Source organism: Streptomyces sp. NPDC055254 (assembly GCF_053606025.1).
Genome location: NZ_JBSGQV010000030.1, coordinates 1 through 24,962, shown reverse-complemented (window position 1 = coordinate 24,962; position 24,962 = coordinate 1). Strand labels below are relative to the sequence as shown.

Annotated in this window: 26 protein-coding genes; 16 read left to right on the top strand and 10 right to left on the bottom strand. The window is 72.2% G+C overall.

Translation table 11 applies throughout. From position 1 onward, the window contains the following. Positions 1-8: 8 nt before the first annotated feature. The 3 genes from ACWFQ8_RS24330 to ACWFQ8_RS24320 form a co-directional block, all read right to left on the bottom strand. A complete protein-coding gene (locus tag ACWFQ8_RS24330) occupies positions 9-242 on the bottom strand; it encodes a DUF6479 family protein (protein WP_453788376.1) in 234 nt (77 codons plus the stop codon). 50 nt (positions 243-292) lie between these two features. After that, positions 293-1,165, bottom strand: coding sequence for a VOC family protein (locus tag ACWFQ8_RS24325; RefSeq protein WP_453788375.1), 873 nt, complete (start codon positions 1,163-1,165; stop codon positions 293-295). A gap of 140 nt (positions 1,166-1,305) precedes the next feature. After that, positions 1,306-1,698, bottom strand: a complete 393-nt coding sequence (locus tag ACWFQ8_RS24320) for a hypothetical protein (RefSeq protein WP_453788374.1) — start codon at positions 1,696-1,698, stop codon at positions 1,306-1,308. Positions 1,699-1,948: 250 nt separating this feature from the next. On the opposite strand from ACWFQ8_RS24320, the gene ACWFQ8_RS24315 reads away from it, so the two are divergent. From ACWFQ8_RS24315 to ACWFQ8_RS24290, 6 genes are all read left to right on the top strand, one after another. Beyond that, a complete protein-coding gene (locus tag ACWFQ8_RS24315) occupies positions 1,949-2,146 on the top strand; it encodes a hypothetical protein (protein ID WP_453788373.1) in 198 nt (65 codons plus the stop codon). 181 nt (positions 2,147-2,327) lie between these two features. Further along, positions 2,328-2,786, top strand: coding sequence for a hypothetical protein (locus ACWFQ8_RS24310; protein ID WP_453788372.1), 459 nt, complete (start codon positions 2,328-2,330; stop codon positions 2,784-2,786). 203 nt (positions 2,787-2,989) lie between these two features. Further along, positions 2,990-3,646, top strand: coding sequence for a HemK2/MTQ2 family protein methyltransferase (locus tag ACWFQ8_RS24305; protein WP_453788417.1), 657 nt, complete (start codon positions 2,990-2,992; stop codon positions 3,644-3,646). Beyond that, positions 3,630-3,890, top strand: coding sequence for a CDGSH iron-sulfur domain-containing protein (locus ACWFQ8_RS24300; protein WP_453788371.1), 261 nt, complete (start codon positions 3,630-3,632; stop codon positions 3,888-3,890). The genes ACWFQ8_RS24305 and ACWFQ8_RS24300 overlap by 17 nt, the downstream gene beginning before the upstream one ends. Continuing rightward, positions 3,887-4,969, top strand: a complete 1,083-nt coding sequence (locus ACWFQ8_RS24295; RefSeq protein ID WP_453788370.1) for an iron-containing redox enzyme family protein — start codon at positions 3,887-3,889, stop codon at positions 4,967-4,969. The genes ACWFQ8_RS24300 and ACWFQ8_RS24295 overlap by 4 nt, the downstream gene beginning before the upstream one ends. A gap of 39 nt (positions 4,970-5,008) precedes the next feature. Beyond that, entirely contained in the window at positions 5,009-5,164 is a 156-nt protein-coding gene (locus ACWFQ8_RS24290; RefSeq protein WP_453788369.1) for a DUF6131 family protein, read from the top strand. Here the strand turns inward: ACWFQ8_RS24290 and ACWFQ8_RS24285 are convergent. The 3 genes from ACWFQ8_RS24285 to ACWFQ8_RS24275 form a co-directional block, all read right to left on the bottom strand. Next, on the bottom strand, positions 5,158-7,032 hold the full coding sequence (locus ACWFQ8_RS24285) for a SpoIIE family protein phosphatase (RefSeq protein WP_453788368.1): 1,875 nt from the start codon (positions 7,030-7,032) through the stop codon (positions 5,158-5,160). The two genes, ACWFQ8_RS24290 and ACWFQ8_RS24285, sit on opposite strands and share 7 nt — an antisense overlap. A gap of 211 nt (positions 7,033-7,243) precedes the next feature. After that, a complete protein-coding gene (locus ACWFQ8_RS24280) occupies positions 7,244-9,652 on the bottom strand; it encodes an ATP-binding cassette domain-containing protein (protein WP_453788367.1) in 2,409 nt (802 codons plus the stop codon). 224 nt (positions 9,653-9,876) lie between these two features. Next, a complete protein-coding gene (locus ACWFQ8_RS24275; RefSeq protein ID WP_453788366.1) occupies positions 9,877-10,476 on the bottom strand; it encodes a helix-turn-helix domain-containing protein in 600 nt (199 codons plus the stop codon). 77 nt (positions 10,477-10,553) lie between these two features. Here ACWFQ8_RS24275 and ACWFQ8_RS24270 point away from each other — a divergent pair, with 77 nt between their 5' ends. Then, positions 10,554-12,089, top strand: coding sequence for an MFS transporter (locus ACWFQ8_RS24270; RefSeq protein ID WP_453788365.1), 1,536 nt, complete (start codon positions 10,554-10,556; stop codon positions 12,087-12,089). Here ACWFQ8_RS24270 and katG read toward each other — a convergent pair. Continuing rightward, positions 12,058-14,289 carry a catalase/peroxidase HPI gene (gene katG, locus ACWFQ8_RS24265; protein ID WP_453788364.1) on the bottom strand — a complete coding sequence of 744 codons (2,232 nt, stop codon included), beginning with the start codon at positions 14,287-14,289 and terminating at the stop codon, positions 12,058-12,060. The two genes, ACWFQ8_RS24270 and katG, sit on opposite strands and share 32 nt — an antisense overlap. Positions 14,290-14,534: 245 nt before the next feature. Between katG and ACWFQ8_RS24260 the strand changes: the two genes are divergently transcribed. The 6 genes from ACWFQ8_RS24260 to ACWFQ8_RS24235 all read left to right on the top strand — a co-directional run bounded on the left by ACWFQ8_RS24260 (position 14,535) and on the right by ACWFQ8_RS24235 (position 20,027). Then, on the top strand, positions 14,535-14,948 hold the full coding sequence (locus ACWFQ8_RS24260; protein WP_453788363.1) for a Fur family transcriptional regulator: 414 nt from the start codon (positions 14,535-14,537) through the stop codon (positions 14,946-14,948). A gap of 277 nt (positions 14,949-15,225) precedes the next feature. Then, entirely contained in the window at positions 15,226-16,530 is a 1,305-nt protein-coding gene (locus tag ACWFQ8_RS24255; RefSeq protein ID WP_453788362.1) for an extracellular solute-binding protein, read from the top strand. Between the two features lie 46 nt (positions 16,531-16,576). Beyond that, positions 16,577-17,554, top strand: coding sequence for a carbohydrate ABC transporter permease (locus tag ACWFQ8_RS24250; protein WP_453788361.1), 978 nt, complete (start codon positions 16,577-16,579; stop codon positions 17,552-17,554). After that, positions 17,551-18,426, top strand: a complete 876-nt coding sequence (locus ACWFQ8_RS24245; RefSeq protein ID WP_453788360.1) for a carbohydrate ABC transporter permease — start codon at positions 17,551-17,553, stop codon at positions 18,424-18,426. The genes ACWFQ8_RS24250 and ACWFQ8_RS24245 overlap by 4 nt, the downstream gene beginning before the upstream one ends. A gap of 132 nt (positions 18,427-18,558) precedes the next feature. Beyond that, entirely contained in the window at positions 18,559-19,059 is a 501-nt protein-coding gene (locus tag ACWFQ8_RS24240; RefSeq protein ID WP_453788359.1) for a hypothetical protein, read from the top strand. A 95-nt stretch (positions 19,060-19,154) separates the two neighbouring features. Then, a complete protein-coding gene (locus tag ACWFQ8_RS24235; RefSeq protein ID WP_453788358.1) occupies positions 19,155-20,027 on the top strand; it encodes a YihY/virulence factor BrkB family protein in 873 nt (290 codons plus the stop codon). A 51-nt stretch (positions 20,028-20,078) separates the two neighbouring features. Here the strand turns inward: ACWFQ8_RS24235 and ACWFQ8_RS24230 are convergent, their stop codons facing one another. Beyond that, positions 20,079-21,293: a phospholipase D-like domain-containing protein gene (locus ACWFQ8_RS24230; RefSeq protein WP_453788357.1), complete on the bottom strand. Its 1,215-nt coding sequence runs from the start codon at positions 21,291-21,293 to the stop codon at positions 20,079-20,081. Between the two features lie 270 nt (positions 21,294-21,563). Between ACWFQ8_RS24230 and ACWFQ8_RS24225 the strand changes: the two genes are divergently transcribed. Next, entirely contained in the window at positions 21,564-21,839 is a 276-nt protein-coding gene (locus ACWFQ8_RS24225; RefSeq protein WP_453788356.1) for an isoamylase early set domain-containing protein, read from the top strand. A 40-nt stretch (positions 21,840-21,879) separates the two neighbouring features. Here the strand turns inward: ACWFQ8_RS24225 and ACWFQ8_RS24220 are convergent, their stop codons facing one another. Next, entirely contained in the window at positions 21,880-22,335 is a 456-nt protein-coding gene (locus ACWFQ8_RS24220; RefSeq protein ID WP_453788355.1) for an N-acetyltransferase family protein, read from the bottom strand. 213 nt (positions 22,336-22,548) lie between these two features. Further along, positions 22,549-23,220 (bottom strand): TetR family transcriptional regulator, encoded by a 672-nt coding sequence (locus ACWFQ8_RS24215; protein WP_453788354.1) that lies wholly within the window; start codon positions 23,218-23,220, stop codon positions 22,549-22,551. 110 nt (positions 23,221-23,330) lie between these two features. On the opposite strand from ACWFQ8_RS24215, the gene ACWFQ8_RS24210 reads away from it, so the two are divergent. Together ACWFQ8_RS24210 and ACWFQ8_RS24205 are read left to right on the top strand one after the other, a co-directional pair. Beyond that, positions 23,331-24,314 (top strand): aldo/keto reductase, encoded by a 984-nt coding sequence (locus ACWFQ8_RS24210; protein WP_453788353.1) that lies wholly within the window; start codon positions 23,331-23,333, stop codon positions 24,312-24,314. A gap of 186 nt (positions 24,315-24,500) precedes the next feature. Next, entirely contained in the window at positions 24,501-24,737 is a 237-nt protein-coding gene (locus ACWFQ8_RS24205; protein WP_453788416.1) for a chaplin, read from the top strand. Positions 24,738-24,962: the final 225 nt, after the last annotated feature.

The window sequence follows — 24,962 nt, the reverse complement described above, 5'->3', positions numbered from 1 at the left end:
GCGGCGCGTCAGGGGCGGGGGCGCTGCTGGTCCGGGTCGTCCTCAGGGGTGTGCCAGGAGTCCTGCCGGGCCTGTGCCTGGGGGTTCTGGTCGACCGGCCGGGCGCCGGGGTCCTTGCGCCGCGCGGTGCGCTTGGACCCGTACCAGAACGCGGCGATCAGCAGCGCGGCCACCGCCACGCCCGCGATGATCAGATACAGCGACGAGGAACCGGAAGCAGCGAGCGAAACTGAGGGGATCATGTGCGGCGCCTACCCGGTATCCGGCGTCTTGCACGGGCTTTCGGCGGAGGTCATACGGACCCCGCGGCGCCCGTACCGCCCGGGCCGGCCGTCGCGGCGCTCGCGCGCGGGGCCGCAGCCCCGGGAGGCGACCGCCGGGACGGCGGGTCCTGGAGCGCCACCACGGTGAAGAGCGCCCCCTCTGGGTCGGCGAGCACGATTCCCCGGCTCAGCGCCGAGGTCTGCACGGGAGAGGCGGCCCGGCCGCCCTGCTCGGTGGCGGCCTCGATCGCGTTCTCCAGGTCGGGCACCCGGAAGTGGACGTGCCAGCGGGGGCGTACCGCGGGATCCGGGGCCGCCTCCAGCGCGCCGCCGCTGATGCGGGCGACGGTGTCACGGCCGTGCCGCAGCACGACGTGGTCGTGCTCGTAGGCGACGGTGCAGCATCCGGCGGGCTCGCTGCCCCAGTCCAGGACCTCGCCGTAGAAGATGGCCGCGGCGAACGCGTCGCGGGTCCGCAACTCCAACCAGGCGGGGGCGCTTCCCCGGCCCACCGCCCAGTCGGGCACGACCTCGCCCTGCCAGAAGCCGAAGACGGCCCCGGCGGGATCCGCCGCCAAGGCGGCCCGGCCGGTCCCGAAAGCCAGCGGGCCGACCGCCACGGTCGCGCCGCGTTCACGGATCCGCGCGGAGGTCGCGTCGGCGTCCTCCACGGCGAAGTACGGCGTCCACGCGACGGGTACGCCGGAACTCCCGGCCAGGGCCCCGATGCCGGCGACGGGCGCCCCGTCGCGGAAGGCGACCACCGTGCCCGCTCCCGGGCTGCCGGGAGGGAACTCCCAGCCCAGTACGGCAGCGTAGAACCGCCGGGCGCCTTCCTGGTCCCGGGCCAGCAGGCTGACCCAGCAGGGCGCACCGGAGATCTCGTGGCTCGACGTCGACACGGTGGCCGGCCTCCTCATTGCGTAAGGCTGGTGCTGGGGCCCGCACGCGCGCGGCGGGCCCCGTGGTGACGGCTGTGCACGGGTGGCGTGCGGGCCGTTCGTACGGGGCCCGGTCGACGCGGGTCAGCGGGCGCCGCGGGTCAGCCGGCGCCGCGGGTGCCGGGCGGGTCCTGGGGGTCGACCCCGGTGGTGGCGGAGGCGTCCTTGGTACCGCTGGGGCGCCGGGAGCGGCCCTGCGGTCCGGTGTCGTGCATGCCCTTGTCGTCGCTGCCGGCCTTGCTGTGGTCCTCGCCGCGTCGGCTCGTGCTCTTCGTCGGCCTGCCGTGCGGGTTCCCGGCTTCCTCCGCGGACACCGTGCGGCCCGGGCCCTTGCCGGGGGCGTACTGGTCGGGGTGGAAGGAGCGGTGGGCGCTCGGGTTGTCCTGCTGCCGGGTCTCGTCGACGTCGGGGGACCAGCCGTGCTGTGAGGTGCCCTTGTGCGGGCTCGGCCCCTCGCCGTGCGGGGGCTGGGATGACTTCGGCTGCTTGGCCATGGGCCGGCCTGCCTTTCCTGAGGCGGGAAGAAGGCCTCGCTCTCCGCGCTCTGCGGAGCTTCCCGCGCTGGCGTGCTCGCTACCGGGCGTACCCGCTCCCCGTAGTGCCTCTCGGCCGCCGACGGGGTGTCCGCGGGCGCCGACGTGGCTGTGTCGCTCCCTCCAGCGTAGGCGCATCGCGCACGGGCGTCTCAGCGCGCCGGGGCGGGGTAGTCGCTGGAGACCACCGGCACCACCAGAGGAGGACACGATGGCAGACCAGGACGAGACCCGGAGCCACCCGAGGACCACGCCGTCCGAGGCTGAGGGCGAGAGCGGCGACCGCGAGGCGCGCGAGCAGGCGGAAGACGCCGTCGTCGGCCGCTCGGGCACGACCGAGGACGAGGACCAGGACGCCGAGGGCGACTCGGCCGAACGAGGGGGCTCCGGCTCCGGCCACGAGGAGTAGCCCCACGAGGAGCAGCCCCAAGAGGAGCAGCCCCACGAGGACCGGACCCGCGAGGACCAGGGATTCGGTGCCTCGGACAGGGGTAGGCGCGCCGTGCGACCGCGGCCCCTGGTGGGTCGCGGGCCGGGCCCATCGAACGGAGTGATCGGAAATGCGTACCGCAGCGGCAAGGGTGATGGGCGTGGCCACTCTCGGTCACGGAGTGGCGGTCGCCTGCCGCCCCGGGTTGCTGGCCCGCCCCTGCGGGCTGGCCGAGTACGGCTCCTCGGCCTTGCTGATCCGTGCCCTGGGGGTGCGGGACGCGGTCATCGGCGCCGCGATGCTGGCGGCTCCCGAAGGCGCCGCGCTGCGTACGGCCGTCCTCGGCCGGATCGCGGTGGACGTCGGGGACGCGCTGCTCTTCGGCACCTTCCTCGCCCGCCGGGCCGAGCGCGTCAAGGCGGCCTCCTCCGCCCTGGCCTGGGCAGCCCTGTGCGGATGGACCCTGACGGGCGGCGGCCGACCGGCCGGGACCCTGACGGGCGGCGGCCGACCGGCCGGGACCCTGACGGGCGGCGGCCGACCGGCCGCGCCGCTCCTGGAGGACGCCGCCAACGTCGCCGTGCGGGCCGCCCAGTCCGCCACGCGCGCCGACATCTGATCCCGGTCCGGTTGAGCGCATCGGGCGTTCCGCGGAATCCACCCCGGAATTCCGTCCGATCCTCCGAAGATCGAAAGAATTCGGGTGGGGCGCGTGTGACGGGGTAGCCGCAGGTTCTCATCAAGCAATGCGGATCGCTCCGTGGCCGCATTCGATCCCGGAGGTACGCGGTGTCCACTACGACTCCCCATACGGGCACCCACCTGAACGCGGGCTTGATCGCATTGCCCGGTGTGTACCAACCGCAGGAGGACACCCATTTCCTCGCGGCGGCACTCGCCCGCGAGGAATTCGGGCCGGGGACCGACGCGCTGGAAATCGGTACGGGCACGGGCGCACTGGCCCTGCACGCCGCGGGCCGGGGAGCACGGGTGACCGCGGTAGACGTCTCCTGGCCCGCCGTGGTCACGGCGCGGCTGAACTCCCTGCGTCGGCGCCTTCCCCTGAGCGTCCTCCACGGAGACTTCGCGGCCCGCACCGGCGGGCGCCGCTTCGACCTGGTCGTCGCCAATCCGCCGTACGTACCGGCCCCCGGCGCCCGGCTGCCGTCCCGCGGGTCGGAGCGCGCGTGGGACGCCGGCCCCGACGGCCGCGGGATCATCGACCGGATCTGCGCGAGCGCTCCGGCCCTGCTGCACCCGGGCGGGGTCCTGCTGATGGTGCACTCGGGGATGTGCGGAGCGGAGGCCACCGTGGACCGGCTGAGCGGTGCGCGGATGAGTGCCGAGGTGACGGCGCGGGTCTCCGTGCCGTGGGGCCCCGTGCTGCGGTCGCGACGAGCCTGGCTGGAACGGCAGGGCCTGGCGGCCCGGGCCGAGGAATGGGAAGAGCTGGTGATCATCCGTGCCCAGTGCCGCTGACAGCACCCCGTACCCGGCATCCGGCCCCGGGCCCGCCCGGCGGGTGTCCGTCGACCCGCAGGGCCCCGTCCTGGTCGAGGGCCCGGTCGAGATCGTCCTGGACGACGGGACGCTCGCCCGCTCCGACCGCTTCGTGGTCGCGGTGTGCACCTGCCGCCGCAGCCGCACGTACCCCTGGTGCGACACCAGCCACCGCCGCCGCGAGCGAGCCGACTCGCCGCCCGAGGACAGGAACCCGCGATGACCCCTCCCGCGCCGAGCGCGACGACGACCGCCGCCGGCCCCCAGCTGGTCGAGGGACGAGGCGCGCTGTCCGGTGCCGTGCGGGACGCCCTGAGCTCCGGCGGCCCGCCCGTGTACGCCACCGGAACCGTGCTGAAGGCCGACCCGTGGGGCGAGGACCTCCAGCTGGCACTCCACCTCCTGTACGAGCTGCACTACCGCGGCTTCGACGGCGTGGACGGCGAACGCGAATGGGACCCGGACCTGCTCCGGCTGCGCCAAGCCCTGGAAACCCGCTTCCTGCACGCCCTGCGCACGGAGCTCTCCGCTGCCCCCCGCTCGGTCGACGAGGCCTTCGCGCCGCTGCTCGTCGAGCCCGTCGACCTCTCCGACAGCCTCAGCCACCACCTCGCCACCGAGGGCGAACTCTGGCAGTTGCGCGAATACGCGGCTCTGCGCTCGGTCTACCACCTCAAGGAGGCCGACCCGCACATCTGGGTGGTGCCCAGGCTCACGGGGCGGGCCAAGGCCGCCATGGTCGCCATCGAGTACGACGAGTTCGGCGCCGGCCGCGCCGACCGGATCCACGCCCGCCTGTTCGCGGACCTCATGGCCGACCTGGACCTGGATCCCGCGTACGGCCACTACCTGGACCACGCGCCGGCCCCGCTGCTCGCGACCGTGAACCTGATGTCCCTCTTCGGCCTGCACCGCGCCCTGCGCGGGGCTCTCGTCGGCCACTTCGCGTGCGTCGAGGTCACCTCCTCGCCCGGGTCCCGACGGCTGGCCAAGGCCTTGCGGCGCTGCGGAGCGGGACCCGCCGCCGAGCACTTCTACGCCGAGCACGTCGAGGCCGACGCCGTGCACGAGCAGGTCGTGCGCCAGGAGGTCATCGGCGGCCTGCTGGCCGACGAGCCGCACTTGGAGGCGGACGTCGCCTTCGGGTGTGCGGCGACCGTGCTGCTGGAGGACCGCCTCGCGGCGTATCTCCGTGAGGCCTGGGACCAGGGGCGCAGCGCGCTGCGCCGGCCCTTGCGGCAGGCGGCGCCCACGAACACTCCGGACGGGAAAGGACTCTCTATGACGCCCACGACCGCGTAACCGCCGGAAATCCACCGTCGAACGAAAAGGGAGGACACCATGCTTGTCCTCGGAATCATCCTACTGATCATCGGCTTCGTGACCGGGATCTCGATCCTGTGGACCATCGGGATCGTGCTGCTGGTGATCGGAGCCATCCTCTGGATCCTGGGCGCGGCGGGTCACGCCGTCGGCGGCCGCAAGCACTACTACTGAGCCGGCACGGCTCCCGGAACGCGCAGTGCCAGGAGGACGACGTCGTCCTCGGGCGGCGGCGTCGCCAGCCGGTCGCTGACCAGGCGCAACAGCTCGGGCAGCGGCCGGTCCCCGTGCAGGGCCACCAGGCGGACGAGTCGGGCGGTGGCGGCATCGATGTCGTGACCGCGGCGCTCTACCAGCCCGTCGGTGTACAGCAACAGGGTCGAGCCCGGCGCAAGCGCCCGCCGGTGCTCGGCCCGCGGCACGGGGCCGAGAGCCGGGTGGAGCAGGATGTCGTGCTCCTCCAAGAGCGTCACCCGCCCGTCGGGGGCGCGGAGCAGTGGCGCCGGGTGACCGGCGTTGGACCAGGTCAGGGACCAATCGGGGGAGCCCTCGACGGGGTCGAGGCGGGCATGGACCAGCGTGCCGCCGGCGTCGACGGGCAGCACCGAGCACGCCGCGTCGAGGGCGGTCAGGGCCGCGGCGGGACTGTACGGGGGATGGTCCAAGGTCGCCTGCCGCAGCATGCTGCGGATCTGGCCCATCACGGTGGCGGCGCGCATGTCGTGCCCGGTGATGTCCCCCACGGTGATCATGAGGGAGGCGCCGGGGCGGGATGTTCCGGCGTCCGGCAGGTGGTACGCGTCGTACCAGTCACCGCCGACCATGTTGTCGTCGGCGGCCGGCTGGTAGAGGGCGCCGGTCTCCAGCACGCCGGTCGGCGGGAGGTCGGTGAGCATGGCGGCCTGGAGCTGCCGGGCCACGGAGATCCGCTCGTCGAGGTAGAGGGCGCGCTCCACCGCCTGCGCGACATAGCTTGACGCGGCGGTCAGCGCGGCCCGCTCGGGGATGCTCACCTCGTGCCGCTCGCTCCAGCACATCGCGAGGACGCCCAGCAGGTCACGACTGCCCCACAGCGGCAGGCACAGCACCGTGCTGAAACCCATCCGGTCGAACAGGCCGACCGCCTCCGGGCCGTAGCCGGCCACGAGCGCGTCGCGGTCGGGCACGAACACGGACCGCCGCTCCCGCACGGCGCGGGCGCTCGGGAACGCGGCGCCCGCGGGCAGGACGAGCGTCTCGCGTTCCAGGGAGTAGGCGACGTCCGGGTCGGGGATCCGGTGCAGGGCGTTCTTGTCGGCGACGAGCAGGCCCACGTAGGAGGGCTTGCCGACGCCGACGAACAGGTCACCCAGCCGCCGCCGGACGTCCTCCAGACCCGAGGTCTGGGCCAGTTCCTCCGAGGCCCGCAGCAGCAGCTCGGCGTGGTCCAGGCCGGCCTGCGCCTCGTGCTCCAGGCGCTCCGCGTCGCCGCGGGCCCGTTCGGCCGCGGCCCGCGCGGTCTCCAGTACGTCCTGTGCGGACCTGCGCCGCGCCGAGAGGATGCGCAGGCGCAGGTCGGCGGAACAGGCGGCCGCCAGGTCCGCCAGGTCGGTCAGCTCCTCGTCCTCCCAGCTCCGGGGCGCGCGGTCGAGCGCGCACAGGGAACCCAGGACGAGCCCGTTGGCGTCGGTCAGCGGCATCCCGGCGTACGCGATCGCGCCGAGGTCCGTGACGGCGGCGTCGGCGCGCAGTCGCGCGTCGGCGCGGGTGTCGGGCACGACGAGGGGTTGCCCGCAGGCCGCCACGTACTGGCCGGGCACGTACGACAGCGGCAGCGCCCGCCCCGCCGCCCAGGGCTCGGGCAGGCCGATCATGCCGGGCAGGACCTGCCGGTCCTCCGCCACCAGCGATACGAAGGCCATGGGCACCCGGAGCAGCCGGGTGACCAGTCGCGCGAAACGGTCCATCCCCGTATCGGGGGCGGCCGACAGTCCGGCCAGCCGCAGGGCCCGCCGCCGCGCGGTGTCCAGGACCCCCTCGGGCTCCCCGCCCTGCTCTGCCATCTGCCCTCCGGTCCAGCCGTCCCGAGGCTCTCCCCCTCAGCATCGCAGAACGGCGGGGGCGCTACGACCGGCCGCCGCCGGGGCCCGGTCCCGCTCAGCGCGGGTCGGGTCCGGCGCCGACCTCGCCCCCTCGACGCGGGGCCGCCCCGCTCGCGTGCGCTGTTTCACCGCGCCCCCGCCTGACCAGGCCGTCCGTGATCCGGGGCCCCGATCAGTCGCCGACGTAGGCCGCCAGGTGCTCGCCGGTGAGGGTGGAGCGGTCGGCGACCAGGTCGGCGGGCGTGCCCTCGAAGACGATCCGGCCGCCGTCGTGGCCGGCGCCGGGACCGAGGTCGATGATCCAGTCGGCGTGCGCCATGACGGCTTGGTGGTGCTCGACGACGATGACGGACTTGCCGGAGTCGACGAGCCGGTCGAGCAGGCCGAGCAGTTGCTCGACGTCGGCGAGGTGCAGCCCGGCGGTCGGCTCGTCGAGGACGTAGATGCCGCCCTTCTCGGCCATGTGCGTGGCCAGCTTGAGCCGCTGCCGCTCGCCACCGGACAGCGTGGTGAGCGGCTGGCCGAGACCGAGGTAACCGAGCCCCACATCGGCGAGCCTGGTCAGGACGCGGTGCGCAGCCGGTGTGTGCGCCTCGCCGGAGCCGAAGAACGCCTCGGCCTCGGTCACCGACATCGCGAGCACCTCGCTGATGTCCCTGCCTCCCAGCCGGTACTCCAGCACCGATGCCTGGTACCGCTTCCCCTCGCACTCGTCGCACGGAGTGGCGACACCGGCCATCATCGCGAGGTCGGTGAAGATGACACCCGCGCCGTTGCAGTTCGGGCAGGCCCCCTCGGAATTGGCGCTGAACAGTGCCGGCTTCACACCGTTGACCTTGGCGAAGGCCTTGCGGATCGGGTCGAGCAGGCCGCTGTACGTCGCCGGGTTGCTCCGCCGCGAGCCGCGGATCGCGCCCTGGTCGATCGACACGACGCCCTCGCCGACCTCTCCCGACCGGTGCGGCAGCGAGCCGTGCACGAGCGAGCTCTTGCCGGAACCGGCTACACCGGTGACGACCGTGAGGACCCCGAGCGGGATGTCGACGTCGACGTCGCGCAGGTTGTGCGTCGTCGCGCCGCGGATCTCCAGCGTGCCGGTGGGCGTCCGCACCTTCTCCTTGAGGCAGGCCCGGTCGTCGAAGTGGCGGCCGGTGATGGTGCCGGCGGACCGCAGCCCCTCGACGGTGCCCTCGAAGCAGACGCTGCCGCCCGCGGCGCCGGCGCCGGGGCCCAGGTCGACGACGTGGTCGGCGATCACGATGGTCTCCGGCTTGTGCTCCACGACGAGTACCGTGTTGCCCTTGTCCCGCAGCCGCAGCAGCAGGTTGTTCATCCGCTGGATGTCGTGCGGGTGCAGGCCCGTGGTGGGCTCGTCGAAGACGTACGTGGTGTCGGTGAGCGGGGAGCCGAGGTGGCGGATCATCTTGACGCGCTGCGCCTCCCCGCCCGAGAGGGTGCCCGACGCGCGGTCGAGCGAGAGGTAGCCCAGCCCGATCTCCACGAACGAGTCGAGGGTCTGCCGCAGCGTCGCGAGCAGCGGGGCCACCGTGGGCTCGTCGAGGCCGTGGACCCACCTGGCCAGGTCGCTGATCTGCATGGCGCAGGCGTCGGCGATGCTGATCCGCTCGATCTTCGAGGACCGCGCCGCCTCGCTCAGCCGGGTGCCCCCGCACTCGGGACAGCTGGTGAAGGTGACCGCCCGGTCCACGAAGGCCCGGATGTGCGGCTGCATCGACTCCCGGTCCTTGGCGAGGAACGACTTCTGGATCTTCGGGATCAAGCCCTCGTAGGTGATGTTGATGCCCTCCACCTTCACCTTGGTCGGCTCGCGGTAGAGGAAGTCCTGCATCTCCTTCTTGGTGAACTTGCGGATGGGCTTGTCCGGGTCGAGGAAGCCCGACTCGGCGTAGGTCCGCACGGTCCACCAACTGTCCGACTTCCAACCAGGAATGGTGAAGGCGCCCTCGGCGATGGACTTGGAGTCGTCGTAGAGCTGGGTGAGGTCGATGTCGGAGACCGAGCCCCGGCCCTCGCAGCGCGTACACATGCCGCCGGTGCGGGAGAAGGTCTGCTTGACGGTCTTGGTGCCGCTGCCGCGCTCGACCGTGATCGCGCCGCTGCCCCGGACCGAGGCGACGTTGAAGGAGAACGCGTTGGGCGAGCCGATGTGCGGCTTCCCGAGCCGGCTGAACAGGATGCGCAGCATCGCGTTGGCGTCGGTGGCGGTGCCGACCGTGGACCGGGGGTCGGCGCCCAGCCGCTGCTGGTCGACGACGATCGCGGTCGTCAGCCCTTCGAGCACGTCGACCTCCGGGCGCGCCTGCGTCGGCATGAAGCCCTGCACGAAGGAGCTGTAGGTCTCGTTGATCAGCCGCTGGGACTCGGCGGCGATCGTGTTGAACACGAGGGAGCTCTTGCCCGAACCGGAGACACCGGTGAAGACCGTCAGCCTGCGCTTGGGGAGCTCGATGCTGACGTCCTTGAGGTTGTTCTCGCGCGCGCCGTGCACGCGGATCAGGTCGTGGCTGTCGGCCCCGTGCTGCGCGGGCGGCGCCGGGACCGTCTTCCTGGCCTTGCTCATCGTGTCGTGTCTCCATCCGGGGGTCGGGTCGCTCCCGCGAGCTCCATCGACGCGGTCGCGGCGACGGTCCACTGTCTACCCGATCAGCGGTGGTGAAGGGGTGGGCGCGGCGAAATCCGTGGCCCCCACGTTAGGCGGGAGCCGGGAGCCGGCGCTTCTCGAATCCTGACCGGCTCCCGGACCGTGGTTTCGGGGGACGCGCCCAGCCGTACCGGCCGTCCGGGTCAGGCCGCGGGGGTCCGGACCTTCGGCTTGGCCCGGACGTGGATGCGTTCCCCCTGCCTGCCGAACAGGCTGAGCACCTCCACCGCCCGCCCGTCCGCGCTGCCGAACCAGTGCGGGACCCGGGTGTCGAACTCGGCGGCCTCGCCCGGGCCGAGGACCAGGTCGTGCCCGGCGAGCACGAGCCGCAGCCGCCCGTCCAGCACGTACAGCCACTCGTACCCCTCGTGCGTACGCAAGGACGGCTCGGCGCCGCGGTCGGGGATGAGCATCTTGTACGCCTGGAGCGGGCTCGGCGTCCCCGTCAGGGGCACGGCCGTACCACCGCTCGCCAGGGGGCGGGGGGCCATCCGCACCCGGGGATCCCCCGCCTCCGGAGCGCCGACCAGCTCGTCCAGGCGCACCCCGTACGCGGCGGCCAGCGGCAGCAGCAGTTCCAGACAGGGGCGGCGCCGACCGGACTCCAGCCGGGACAGGGTGCTGCGGGAGATGCCGGTCGTTTCGGACAGCGCGGCCAGCGTGAGACCGCGCCGTGCGCGCAGCCGCCGGAGCCGGGGCGCGACCTCGTCGAGGGTCGCCCGGTGGGGAGAGGTTCGGTCCATAAGGGCATCCCATCCCGCCGTCCCGGTATCGGCAACAATTTTTGCCGATACGGCACGCCGCGCGCACGCTCCGGCGCATGAACCCACGCCCGAACCCACGCCCCCACCCGAAGGCCCACCCGCACGAGCGATCCGGCCGCGTCGGAGGGGCGCTCGCCGGGCTCTCGCTCTGCATGCTGCTCTCGTCGCTCGGCATCGGCAGCGCCACCGCGGCCCTGCCCGCCCTGGCCCGGGCCTTCGACGCCTCCTTCCAGGAGGTCCAATGGGTCGTCCTCGGCTACCTCCTCGCCGTCACCACCCTGATCGTCGGCGCCGGACGCCTCGGCGACATCATCGGCCGCAGACGGCTGCTCCTGGCCGGGACCCTGCTCTTCACGGCGGCCTCGGTACTGTGCGGCGCCGCGCCGACCCTGTCACTGCTGATCGCCGCCCGGGCGGCGCAGGGACTGGGGGCCGCCGTCATGACGGCGCTCGCCGTGGCCCTGGTCGGCGAGAGCGTCCCGAAGGAGCGGACCGGCCGCGCCATGGGGCTGCTCGGCACCATGTCCGCCGTCGGAACCGCGCTGGGCCCCTCCCTGGGCGGAGTGCTGCTCGCCGGGCCCGGCTGGCGGGCGCTGTTCCTGGTGAACGTACCGCTGGGCCTCCTGACACTGTTCCTCGCCCACCGGTACCTGCCCGCCGACCGGCGGGGAAGCGAGGCCGGGCGGGCCCGTTTCGACCGGCCCGGGGCGCTGCTGCTCGCCCTGACGCTCGCCGCCTACGCCTTCGCCTTGACACCGGGCCGCGGTGGCTTCGGCCCGCTCGACGCGGCGCTGCTGCTGGCGGCCGCATGCGGCGCGGGACTGTTCGTGCGCGTCGAAGCGAAAGCCGTGTCACCGCTGATCAGCCTGGACGCGTTCCGGGATGCGGCGCTGAGCGGCGGCCTCGCCATGAGCGCCCTCGTCTCGACGGTGATGATGACGACGCTCGTGGTCGGGCCGTTCCACCTCTCCCGGGCGCTCGGGCTGAACGACGCCCTCGTCGGACTGGTCCTGTCCGTAGGACCGGTCGTCGCCGCTCTGGCCGGGGTGCCGGCCGGCCGTGTCACGGACCGTTTCGGGGCGTCCCGTACGACCGTCGCCGGACTCGTCGCCATGGCGGCCGGCTGCTGCGCCCTGGCCCTGCTGCCGGCGACGCTCGGAGTCGGGGGCTACGCGGCTCCCCTCGCGCTCCTCGCCGCCGGGTACGCGGTGTTCCAGACGGCCAACAACACCGCCGTCATGGCGGACGTGGCGGCGGATCGGCGGGGGGCCGTCTCCGGTCTCCTCAACCTGTCGCGCCACCTCGGGCTCGTCACCGGCGCGTCCGTCATGGGCACCGTCTTCGCCCTCGCGTCGGCGTCGCCGACGGCCGGCCTCACGGCGGCGGCTCCCGCGGCCACGGCCGCCGGTACGCGGATCACGTACGCGGTCGCGGGCACGGCGGTCCTGGTCGCCCTCGCCCTCGCCCGCCCACTCGCCCGCGCGCTCGCGCCCGCGGCCGGGAGCGCGGCGGAAAGCGTCCGGGCCGGCCTGGACGCGCAGACCGGCCCGGACGTCCCGGTCAGACGAGGTCGAACCGGTCGAGGTTCATGACCTTGTCCCACGCCGCGACGAAGTCCTTGACGAACTTCTCCTTCGCGTCGTCGCTCGCGTAGACCTCGGCGAGCGCGCGCAGCTCCGAGTTCGACCCGAAGACGAGGTCGGCACGGGTGCCGGTCCACTTCACCTCGCCGGTGGAGGTGTCGCGCGCCTCGAAGGTGTTCCGGTCCCCGGACGCGGCCGTCCACGTCGTACCCAGGTCGAGCAGGTTGACGAAGAAGTCGTTGGTCAGGGACCCGGGCGTCTTGGTGAGGACGCCGAGCGACGACTGCTGGTGGTTCGCGCCGAGGACGCGGAGTCCACCGACCAGGACCGTCAGTTCGGGAGCACTCAGGTTCAGCAGGTTCGCCCGGTCGACGAGCAGGTATTCCGCCGGCAGCCGGTTGCCCTTGCCGAGGTAGTTGCGGAAGCCGTCGGCGGTCGGCTCCAGCGCGGCGAACGACTCCACGTCGGTCTGCTCCTGCGAGGCGTCCACGCGGCCCGGGGTGAAGGGAACCGCCACCTCGAAGCCGGCGTCCTTGGCGGCCTGCTCGACGCCTGCGGCGCCGGCCAGCACGATCAGGTCGGCGATCGAGATCCGCTTCCCGCCGCTCTGCGCGGAGTTGAAGGACTCCTGGATACCCGCCAGGGTGCGCAGCACCGTCGCCAGCTGGTCGGGGTCGTTGACCTCCCAGCCGCTCTGCGGCTGGAGGCGGACCCGCCCGCCGTTGGCGCCGCCGCGCTTGTCGCTGCCGCGGAAGGAGGAGGCCGAGGCCCACGCCGCGGACACCAGCTGGGACACCGTCAGGTCCGAGGCGAGGACGGTGCGCTTGAGGGCGGCGACATCGTCGGCGTCGACGAGCTCGTGCGTCACCTCGGGGAGCGGGTCCTGCCACAGCAGGGTCTCGGAGGGGACCTCCTGGCCCAGGTAGCGCACGACCGGGCCCATGTCGCGGTGCGTCAGCTTGAACCACGCGCGGGCGAAGGCGTCCGCGAACGCGGCCGGGTCCTCGTGGAAGCGCCGGGAGATCTGCTCGTAGGCCGGGTCGACGCGGAGCGAGAGGTCCGTGGTCAGCATCGTGGGGGCGTGGCTCTTGGACGCGTCGTGGGCGTCGGGCACGGTGCCCGCACCGGCGCCGTCCTTCGGCCGCCACTGGTGCGCGCCGGCGGGGCTCTTGAACAGCTCCCACTCGTAGTCGAACAGGATGTCGAAGAAGCTGTTGTCCCAGGTGGTCGGAGTGTTCGTCCAGATGCCCTCCAGACCACTGGTGATCGTGTCGCCGCCCTTGCCGGTCCCGAAGGAGTTGCTCCAGCCGAGGCCCTGGGCCTCGATCGGGGCGGCCTCGGGGTCGTCGCCGACGTGGTCGGCCGGGCCCGCACCGTGGGTCTTGCCGAAGGTGTGACCGCCCGCGATCAGGGCGACCGTCTCCTCGTCGTTCATCGCCATCCGGCGGAACGTCTCACGGATGTCGCGCGCCGCGGCGAGCGGGTCCGGAGTGCCGTTGGGGCCCTCGGGGTTGACGTAGATGAGGCCCATCTGGACCGCGCCGAGCGGGTTCTCCAGCTCCCGGTCGCCGGTGTAGCGCTCGTCGCCGAGCCAGGTGGTCTCGGGACCCCAGTACACGTCCTCGTCCGGCTCCCAGACGTCCGCACGGCCGCCGCCGAAGCCGAAGGTCTCCAGACCCATCGTCTCCAGGGCGACGTTGCCGGCGAGGATCATGAGGTCGGCCCACGAGAGGCTCTGGCCGTACTTCTTCTTGACCGGCCACAGCAGCCGGCGGGCCTTGTCCAGGTTCCCGTTGTCCGGCCAGCTGTTGAGCGGCGCGAAGCGCTGCTGGCCGGCCCCGGCGCCACCGCGGCCGTCGCTGATGCGGTACGTGCCCGCGCTGTGCCAGGCCATCCGGACCATGAACGGGCCGTAGTGGCCGAAGTCGGCGGGCCACCAGTCCTGAGAGGTCGTCAGCACCTCGGCGATGTCCTGCTTCACCGCGGGCAGGTCGAGGGCCTGGAACGCCGCGGCGTAGTCGAACCCCTCGCCGAGGGGATTGGCCACGGCGGGGTTCTTGGCGAGGATCTTCAGATTGAGGCGTTCGGGCCACCACTGGCGGTTTCCGCCGCCCTGGGTGGGATGCGCGGCGCGGTCGTGGGCGACCGGACAGCCGCCCCCGCCCTCGGACTTGGCGTCGACGACGATTGCGTCATGGTTCTCAGACATGGGAATCCTTCCGGACCAGGCGGATCACGGTGCTCAGGAACTTCATGTGGTGGAACGGGGGAACAGTCGGGGCCCGGGACCCGTCCTGCCGCTCCGGCGTCTTCCTGTCCCTTGGCTATCTACGAAACCGATCCTACGATGGACGGAATCCAAGTCAAGAAGAACACCAAGCCCATATGTGATCGGTTCTCGGACAGAACTGTGAACTCCGGGCATCCCGCCGAGCCTGAATAAGGTGAGCCGATATGAGCGACCTGCTGGAGCGGCTGCGAGGACGCGGCTGGCGCATGACGTCCCAGAGGCGTGTCGTGGCCGAGGTCCTCGACGGCGACCACGTCCACCTCACGGCCGACGAGGTGCACGCCCGTGCGGTGGAGCGGCTGCCGGAGATCTCCCGGGCGACCGTCTACAACGCCCTGGGCGAGCTGGTCTCCCTCGGCGAGGTGGCGGAGGTCTCCACCGACGGCCGCGCGAAGCGCTACGACCCCAACGCGCACCACCCGCACCAGCACCTGGTGTGCCGCCGCTGCGGCCTCATCCGCGACGTCCACCCCCGCGGCGACCCGATGGCGGGCCTCCCCGACGAGGAGCGGTTCGGCTTCGCGGTGTCCGAGGTCGAGGTCACCTACCGGGGCCTCTGCCCGACCTGCGCCGCCTGACCGCGTTCTCCGTACGGGCCCACGCCCCCTCGGTACGGCTCCCACCCCCGCGCCCCCTCGGCACCGACGCCGAGGGGGCGCAGCGCTGTTCGCCCGCCGCCCGGGGTGGATCCGCCGTGCGCGGCGACGCGCGGGATCCCTCATCCGGTCACAGAGTGGTCGAGACCACTTGTCCCCGCCTGCAAGTCGTTCTAGCCTCCTCTCAGTTGTGCAGTACGAAACGTGCGTTGCGCACAACGCAACGCCTTCGCGCTCGTCTTCCGTCTGGGGATCGCCAATGAAGCTCCGCTCCCGCACCGCCGTGTCCGTCGCCGCGTTCGTCCTGGCGGGACTCACCGCCACCGCCTGCGCCCCGCAGACCTCCGTCAACACCGCTACGAAGGACGAGAAGACCGGGACCCTGCGCGTCTGGCTCTTCCAGGAGGTCAACAATGACCCCAAGAAGAAGGTCGTGGACGGGGCGATCGCCGCGTTCACCGCGCGGAACGAGAACGTGGAGGTCGAGGTCGAGTACATCCCCGTCGAGAGCCGCGCCCAGCGCGTCAAGGCCGCCTTCAACGACCCGAAGAGCGCCCCGGACCTGATCGAGTACGGCAACACCGACACCGCCGGATACGTCAAGGACGGCGGACTCGCCGACATCAGCGCGGAGTTCGGCGCCTGGCCGGAGACCAAGGACACCGACCCGACCGCCGTCCGGTCGGTCACCGTCGGCGGCAAGGTGTACGGCGCCCCCTTCTTCGTCGGCGTGCGGGCCCTCTACTACCGCACCGACGTGTTCACGGATCTGGGCCTCCAGCCGCCGAGGACCCAGGACGAACTGGTCACCACTGCCAAGAGGATCCGCCAGGCCAGGCCCGAGCTGTACGGGATCGCCGTCGGCGGCGCCTACACCTACGGCGCGATGCCGTTCATCTGGGCCAACGGCGGCGAACTCGCCGAGGAGAGCGGCGGCACCTACAGGTCCGCGATAGCGGGCGCCGCCGCGCGCAAGGGCATCGAGAAGTACACCTCGCTCTTCGGCGACGACAACTGTCCCGCCGCCAAGTGCGCCGCCATGGGCGGCAACGCGACCGTCACGGCCTTCGCCTCGGGCAACGCGGGCATGGCCATCGGCGGCGACTTCAGCCACCAGGCCGTCGAGGCGGGCGCGGTGAAGGGCAAGTACGCCGTGGTCCCGCTGCCGGGCGTCAAGGAGGGCGAGATCGCTCCCGCGTTCGCGGGCGGCAACAACATCGGTGTCCTGAAGAGCAGTTCCCACCGCACCCTCGCGGTCGACCTGATGAAGCAGCTCGCCGGCAAGGACACCCAGCGGGGACTCTTCGACGCGATGGGCTTCCTGCCCACGTACACCGACGTCCGGGCCGAGGCCGCGCGCAAGGACCCGTTCGTCGAACCGTTCGTCAAGACGCTGGCGGCGGGCGCCAAGTTCGTGCCGGCCTCCCCGGGCTGGGGCCAGATCGATGCCTCGACCGTCCTGCCGACCATGTTCCAGGAGATCGTCAGCGGCAAGAAGGACGTGGCCACCGCATCCGGCGACGCGGCGAAGAAGATGGACACGGCCTTCTCCAGCGCGGGCTGACCGGGCGCACGGACTTCACGGAGCACGCACCCATGGACACCTCGCTATGACCCCCCGAGCGGCAACCGACGAGCCGGCGACGACCGTCCCGCGACAGCGGACCGCCCCGCGCCCGGCGGGACGACCCGGACGTACCGGCGGCGGCCGGCACGGCAACCGCCGGACGCCCTGGCTCTACCTCGCCCCCGCACTCCTCGTCCTGGCCGCGCTGCTGGTCTACCCGATCTACCAGCTCGGCCTGATCTCCTTCCTCGAATACACCCAGGCCCAGGTCAGCGGCGGCGAGCCCACCACCTTCAAGGGGCTCGGCAACTACCGGACCCTCTTCTCCGACGCCCAGTTCTGGCAGGTCCTGCTCGCGACGGTCGTCTTCGCCGCCGTCTGCGTTCTCGCCACGCTCGCCGTCGGCTGCGCGCTCGCCCTGCTGCTGACCCGCGTCCGGGCGCTCCCCGCGCTCGCCCTGATGCTGGCCGCGCTCGGCGCGTGGGCGACCCCCGCCGTCACCGGCTCGACGGTCTGGGTGTTCCTCTTCGACCCCGACCACGGCCCCGTCAACCGCCTGTTCGGCCTCGGCGACTTCTCCTGGACCTACGGGCGCTACAGCGCCTTCGCGCTGGTACTCCTCGAAGTCGTCTGGTGCTCGTTCCCCTTCGTCATGGTGACCGTGTACGCGGGCATCAAGGCGATCCCGTCCGAAGTGCTGGAAGCCGCCTCGCTGGACGGGGCCTCCCAGTGGAGGACCTGGCGCTCCGTCATCGCGCCCATGCTTCGGCCCATCCTGGTCGTCGTCACCATCCAGTCGATCATCTGGGACTTCAAACTGTTCACCCAGATCTACGTGATGACCGCCGGCGGCGGTATCGCCGGGCAGAACCTCGTCCTCAACGTGTACGCGTACCAGAAGGCCTTCGCCTCCTCGCAGTACGGCCTGGGCTCGGCCATCGGCGTCGTCATGCTGCTGATCCTGCTGGCCGTCACCCTCGTCCATCTGCGCCTCGTGCGACGCCAGGGAGAAGAACTGTGAGCCTCACCGGCACGCTCCCCACCCCCGCGGCCACCACCCGCTTCCGCGTCCGCCGTCCCTGGCGGCTGGCGGCGGAGGCGTCCGCGCTCGCCGTCGCGGCCGTCGTGGCGTTCCCGCTGTACTGGATGGTGCTCTCCGCCTTCAAACCGGCCGGCGAGATCCAGTCGACGCGACCCCGGCCGTGGACGCTCGCGCCCTCGCTCGATTCGTTCCGACGGGTCTTCGAACAGCAGGAATTCGGGCGCTACTTCCTCAACAGCCTGCTCGTCACGGGAGCGGTGGTCCTCGCCTCCGCACTGATCGCCTTCCTCGCGGCCACGGCCGTCACCCGCTTCCGCTTCCGGTTCCGCACGACCCTGCTCATCATGTTCCTCGTCGCGCAGATGGTGCCGATCGAGGCCCTCACGATCCCGCTGTTCTTCCTCATGCGGGACACCGGCCAGCTCAACACGCTGTGGTCGCTGATCCTGCCGCACATCGCCTTCTCGCTCCCGTTCGCGATCTGGATGCTGCGCGGCTTCGTGAAGGCGGTCCCGGAAGCGCTGGAGGAGGCCGCTCAGCTCGACGGCGCGAGCCGGACGCGCTTCCTGTGGCAGATCCTCTTCCCCCTGGTCTTCCCGGGACTCGTGGCCACGAGCGTGTTCTCCTTCATCTCCACCTGGAACGACTTCCTCTTCGCCAAGTCGTTCATCATCAGCGACACCTCCCAGTCGACCCTCCCGATGGCGCTGCTCGTGTTCCTCAAGCCGGACGAGCCGGACTGGGGCGGAGTCATGGCCGGTTCCACGGTGATGACGGTGCCGGTGCTGCTCTTCTTCGTACTGGTCCAGCGCCGCCTGGTCTCCGGTCTCGGCGGCGCGGTGAAGGACTGACCCCGCCCCGGCGACGGCGGGGCGCCCCGGCCCTCCCCCCGACGGCACCACGGAGACCGCACCGCATTCTCGGCACCCCGCTCGCGGGACATCGGCACCGGGGCGGCCGCGGCGCGCGGCATACTGCTGACCATGACGTCCCCGTTCGCCCTACGTGTACACCTGCTGATCACCGGTGTGCTCGTGATGTGCGCGGTCGTCGGGGGAGCCGCTCTCGGCCTCCTGCTGGGCGGCCGGCTGATGGCCGCGATCACCGCGGGCGCGGCCGGACTGGGCGCGGGCGCCGGGTCGTTCCTCGCGCGCCGCCAGGTCCTCGCCCTCTTCCACCCCGAGCGCGAGGTCGCCCCGGTCGACGGATACGCGGAGGGCCTCGCCGACGCCGTACTCGTCGGCATCGCGACCTACCGGGCGGCGGTCTTCCCCCTCACCCCCGACGGCGTGAGCGAGGAGGAGCGCACCGTCCGCCGCACCGTCGCCTACCGGATCTCCGCCTACGAGGGCCTCCCGCACCCGGTGCAGGTCTCCGCGGCCGCCGCCCTGGAAGCCATCGACCAGGGCCTGGACGCCCAGCGGGCGGAGGCCGCGATGAAGGCCCTCTGCATCACGGTCTACGAACACCGCGGCGGCCGCTGACCCCCGGTCCCGCACGCCGTGCGCGCTTCCCGGGCCGGCGCGAAAGGTGGGGAGGGACGGGGGATGGGAGCGGTGACGCCGGGCAAGAGGGCATCGTGGCATCGAACACCCTCCGCACGCACCGGAGCACTCCGCGGAACCGCGCCGGGCTGCTGGGACGAGCGCGCTCGTCCCTGCGCGACACCGCCGTCCGCCTGTGGCACGACAACATCGCCGACTACGCCGCCGCTCTCACCTACTACGCGGTGCTGGCGCTGGTGCCCGCCCTGCTGGTCTCGGTCTCCCTCGTCGGACTGGCCGGTTCCGGCACCCGCGAGCGCCTGATCCTCGACCTCACCTCCTACGCCCCTCCCCAGTCGGCCCAGGTGCTCCGCGAAGCTCTGGACGGCCTCACCTCGGAGCCGTCCTCCCTGTGGGTACTGCTCGTCAGCGGCGTCCTGAGCGCACTGTGGTCGGCCTCCAGCTACCTGGCCGTCTTCCGCCGCGCCCTGCACACGATGCACCGGCTGCCCGACACACGGCCGCCCCTGCGCGCGGCGCACATCCTCGTGCTCACCGCCGGCGTGCTGCTGGCCCTGCTCGTCGCGGGCGCCGCCAGCCTCGTCGCGACCGGCCCCGTGGCCCGCCGCATCGCGACGGCCGCCGGCCACTCCGGCACGGACGCCATGGCGCTCCTGCGTTGGCCGGTGCTCCTGGTGGTCGTCACGGCCCTGATCTGCATCCTCTACCGCACCGGACCCGCTCGGGCCCGCGGGATGCGCCGCGGGTTTCCGGGCGGCGCCCTGGCGGCGTTCCTGTGGCTCGGGGCTTCGGCGCTCTTCACCCTCTACACGCAGTTCGGGACCTACAGCCGCCTCTACGGTTCGCTGGCGGGGGTCGTCGTCTTCCTCGTGTGGCTGTGGTTCGCGAACCTGGCACTGCTCTCCGGCGCGCAGTTCAACGCGGTCCTCGCACGGGCCGAAGAGTGATCCGGCGCTCCCGCTCCCGCGGGCGCCGGAGCGCCGGCCCGGCTCCTCCCGCTACAGGTAGCGGCGGATGGGGAGCACCGCGTTCTCCCGCGCCCGCTGCAGCAGCGAGCGCCGCTTCCAGCGGTCCGGGCGGATCAGTTCGCTGGCCCTGAGATCCTCGTCGAAGTGCCCGTCGAGGGTGGCGGTGAACTCGGCGTCCATGACGGCGAGCATGACCTCCTCGTCGTGATCGAGGGAGCGGCGGTTGAAGTTCGTGGAGCCGATCAGGGAGACGACACCGTCCATGGTCATGATCTTCGCGTGCATCATGGTCGGCTGGTACTGGTGTATCCGTACGCCGCAAGCGGTCAGCGCCTCGTAGCGGTGCTGTCCCGCCAGCTGGCACACCCTTTTGTCCGTGTGGGGGCCGGGCAGGAGGATCTCGACTTCCACGCCTCGGCGGGCCGTGGCACAGAGCAGGTCGATGAAGTAGTCGTCGGGGGCGAAGTACGCGGTCGCCAGACGGACCCGCTCCTGCGCCGATTCGAGGATCACGCGCATCAGGGTCTGCATGTCCTGCCAGCCGAAACTGGCCGAGCCGCGGACCACTTGCACGATGGCGCCCCCGCTGGGTTCGTGGCTGACGAACCGGTCGCGCTCGTCGAAGAGTTCCGCGTGGCATTCGGCCCAGTTCTGGGCGAAGGCGGCGGCGATGCCGTCGACGGCGGGCCCCTGGACCTCGACGTGCGTGTCCCGCCACTCGCCGGGGTTGCGCGCGTCACCGCACCATTCCTCGGCGATGCCGACGCCTCCGGTGAAAGCCGTCTGCTCGTCGACCACGAGGACCTTGCGGTGGCAGCGGTGGTTCTGCTTGAGCGGCGAGAGGTAGAGCGGTTTGCGGAACCAGGCCACCTCGACACCGGCCCCGCTCATCCGGTCCAGTAGGTCCCGCTCGATCAGACGACTGCCGAAACCGTCCAGCAGCAGCCTCACCCGCACTCCCGCGCGTGCCCGGTCGGCCAGGGCCTCGGCGAAACGCCGAGCTATGTCGCCCCGCCAGTAGACGAAGGTCATCATGTCGACGGTGTGGCGGGCGCCGCCGATCGCGTCCAGCATCGCGGTGAAGATCTCGTCCCCGTTGCGCAGCGGCCGCAGGACATTGCCCTCGGTCGCCGCGATGCCGATGAGGCGCTCCAGACGCCGGCGTATGCGGTGGATCCGCTCGTCCACCAGGCAGCTGCCGGCCGCAACCGTCGCACCGCTGAGCGGCTGCTCTCTGTCAGTCATACCGGCACTCCTCGGTCGGGCCATCAGCGCATAGGACCCTATCCGACGGCGTCGAGGGCTCCCGTGCCGGATCCCGGTGCCGCCGCTCGGGCCTGCGGGGGTGTTCGTGTCGATCGCGACGGCGGGGCTGCCCGGCGCGGGAAGGAGCGCGGTCGCCAGGCGTTGGGGGATGCACCACTGCACGGACGGACGGGTGACCCCGCGTGCGCGGAAGCGTGCGGCACGTGACGATGGGGGCATTCGTTGTCCGTCCGGAAGGAGTCCCCCGTCGTGCTGGAACGAAGGCTGCGCCAGGACCGTACCGAAGTGACGTTCGTCCTCCCCGCCGACCGGCCGCCGGGGCCCGTCAGCGTGGTCGGCGACTTCAACGACTGGCAGGCCGGGGCGCACCCCCTGCGCCCGCGCAGCGACGGGACGCGGGCGGTGACGGTCGAGCTGCCGAAGGAGTCCACGCATTCCTTCCGGTACCTCGCGGCCGGCGACTACTGGTTCAACGACGAGAGCGCCGGCGACCAGGACGGCCCCAACAGCCGGCTCCACACCTGACCGGGCCGTCCTGGTCGCCGGCGGGTACGGACCTCGGTCGTCAGTGTCCGGGCGCCATGTCGTAGGTGACCCACATGGTGCGCGCGGCGACCTGGTCGTACTTCGAGCGCGCCCGGTGGTTGTCGTCGGCGGTGATCCAGCGGACCACGCTCCAGCCGCGCTCGGCGGCGATCTCGCGCAGCGTGCCGAGCAGCAGGTCGGCGGCCCCCGAGCCGCGGTGTTCCGGGGCCACGAACAGGTCGTCCAGGAAACAGCCCGTCGTCGCGGAGAGGGGCCGTGCGAACGGACGGTAGTGGGCCAGACCCACGAGCCGGCCCTCGGCGTCCTCCGCGACCAGGCCGTTGACCTCGTGACCGGGATCGGTCACCCATGACCACGTGAGCGCGGCGGCCTCCTCGGTCTGCTCGACCTCGTAGAAGTCCGCGTAACCGCGGTAGAGGGGGCGCCACTGCGCGAAGTCCTCGGGTCGTGCGGCGCGGACCGTGATGTCGGACATGTACGTGAACTCCCGTGCTCGAAAAGATGGTGCGGACAGACCGGGCTCCGTGCACCCGGTCGGTCGATCATGCGGGACGGCACCCGCGCGGGAACCCGCCGTCGTGGCGCGAGGCGGCGCGTCGTGACGCCGAGGTGGACAGATGGAGCCCGCCCGGAACGCCTGCGTGTCCGGCCCCGGCACGGCGCCGGGGGCGTACGCGACCCCGAGGGCTCAGGCGGCCGGGTCGGGCCGAGGCGCGACGATGCGGCGGACCGCTTCCACGACTGACGCGCGGTGGCGGGCCCATTGCTCGGGCGGCCAGCCGGGGGCGCGCGGCGTGTCCTCGGTCGCGGCCGGGCCGGAGCCCGGGGCGGGGGCGGCATCCACCGTCGTACCGGTACCGGTACCGGTACCGGTACCCGCGGTCGGGCCGGTCATCGCTTGGAACCAGGCCTGGGACAGGGTCATCACCAGGGTGAGCAGGTCGGCCGGGTCCAGGGAAGGGTCGATGCGTCCGGCCTGCTGGGCCGCCTCCACCGCCGCGATCTTGCGACGGTACGACTCCGCCTCCGCGGCGCCCGCCCCCGGCCGCTCCAACTGCTTCCATTGCAGGAGCCGCATCAGCGCCGGCCGCTCGACCAGGTGGTCGAACACCGCGCCCGCATAGCCGGGCAGGTCCTCCGCGTCGAAGCGCACGGACTCCGAGCCCGTCTCCATGGCGCGCTGGAGCACGACGTCGAAGAGCTGCTCCTTGTTGCCGAAGTAGACGTAGATGAGCCGTTTGTTCGCCCGCGCGGCCTCGGCGATCCGGTCGACGCGCGCGCCGGCGATGCCGTAGGTCGCGAACTCGGAGAACGCGGCGTCGAGCAGGCGTGCCCTCGTTGCGCTGGAGTCCCTCACCATGACCGGCAGCCTAGCAAGTAACTATCTGGTTATTGACATCCGCGCATCCCTCCGGGCATGGTTGACCTAACCAGTTAGTTACTAAGTAGGCCGAGAACGAGGAGAACATCATGGAGACGCGTGCACTGGGCGGGCGGGGCCTGCGGGTCGGCGCCGAGGGCCTCGGCCTGATGGGGATGAGCGCCCACTACGGCGCCACCGACGAGACCGAATCGCTGGCCACCATCGACCGCGCCCTTGAGCTGGGTGTCACGCTGATGGACACCGCCGAGGGGTACGGACCGTTCCGCAACGAACAGCTCCTGGGCAAGGCCCTGGCCGGCCGCCGCGAAGCCGCCGTGATCGCCACCAAAACGGGCATCGAGTTCACCGACGACGGCGCGTTCGTGGGCCACAACGGCACCCCCGACTACATCCGCCGCTCCGCCGAGCGCTCCCTGCGCCACCTCGGGACCGACCGCATCGACCTGTACTACCTGCACCGGATCGACCCGAACGTCCCCGTCGAGGAGAGCGTGGGAGCCATGGCGGAGCTCGTCGCCGCGGGCAAGGTCCGCCACATAGGCCTGTGCGAGGCCGCGCCCGGCACCGTGCGGCGCGCCCACGCCGTGCACCCGCTCGCGGCGGTGCAGACGGAGTACAGCCTCTTCGAGCGAGGTGTCGAGCAGAACGGCGTCCTCGACACCCTGAACGAGCTCGGCATCGGCCTCGTCGCCTACTCGCCGCTCGGCCGGGGCTTCCTCTCCGGGGCCATCACCACTCCCGAGAGCTTCGCGGCGGACGACTTCCGCCGTACGGACCCCCGGTTCCAGGGCGAGAACTTCGACCGGAACCTGGCCGTCGTCGAGCAGGTGCGCCTGCTCGCCGCCGAGAAGGGCGTGACCCCCTCGCAGCTGGCCCTCGCCTGGACGCTGCGCCGGGGCGCGGTGCCGATTCCGGGCACCAAGCGCCGCCGGTACCTGGAGGAGAACATCGCCGCCACCGCCGTGACGGTCTCCGACGCCGACCTGGCCCGCATCGAGGCGGTGGCCCCGCTCGGCGTGGCCGCGGGCGAGCGCTACGCCCCCGAGCTGATGGGGTCCCTGGACGGTTGAGGAACCCCGGGCCGCAGGTCGGCCGGGTACGCCCGATCAGGGGCGGAAGGGCACTCCTTCGAGCGAAACGGGGGTCCCGAACCAGGCCGTGCCGCCTCCGGCTGCCGAAGTAGGAGCGACGGCCCCGACCGGGGTCGTGCGGCGCTCCTGGCGCCGCCGCGGCAGTTACGAGGAGATGTACGCGTGATGCGAGTGTGGAAGAGTGCGGGTCTTGCCCTGGCGGTCGGCCTGGCAGTGATCGGCGGTGCGTCCGCGGCGTCGGCCGACGCCGTCGCCGAAGGGGTCGCGGTCGGCTCGCCCGGCGTCCTGTCGGGCAACGTGGTCCAGGTCCCGATCCACGTACCGATCAACGTCTGCGGAAACTCCGTGAACGTGATCGGCCTGCTCAACCCCGCCGCCGGCAATATCTGCGTCAACACCTGAGGTCCCCGGCCCCGGTCCGCCGCGCCCCGGCCCCCGGCCGGCGCACCGGCGGGCCGGGGCCCCTCGTTTCTCCCCGCCGGGCGCCGCACCTCCGCCGCGCGCGGCGCGCGTACGTCACGGGCCGGTCTCTCCCATTACCGTTTTGGTTGCCTCGCAATGGGGCGCCCGGCCTCCGGAGTTGGCATGACTTTCTCCCCCTGTCGATCGCATGTCTTGGGGGGTGGT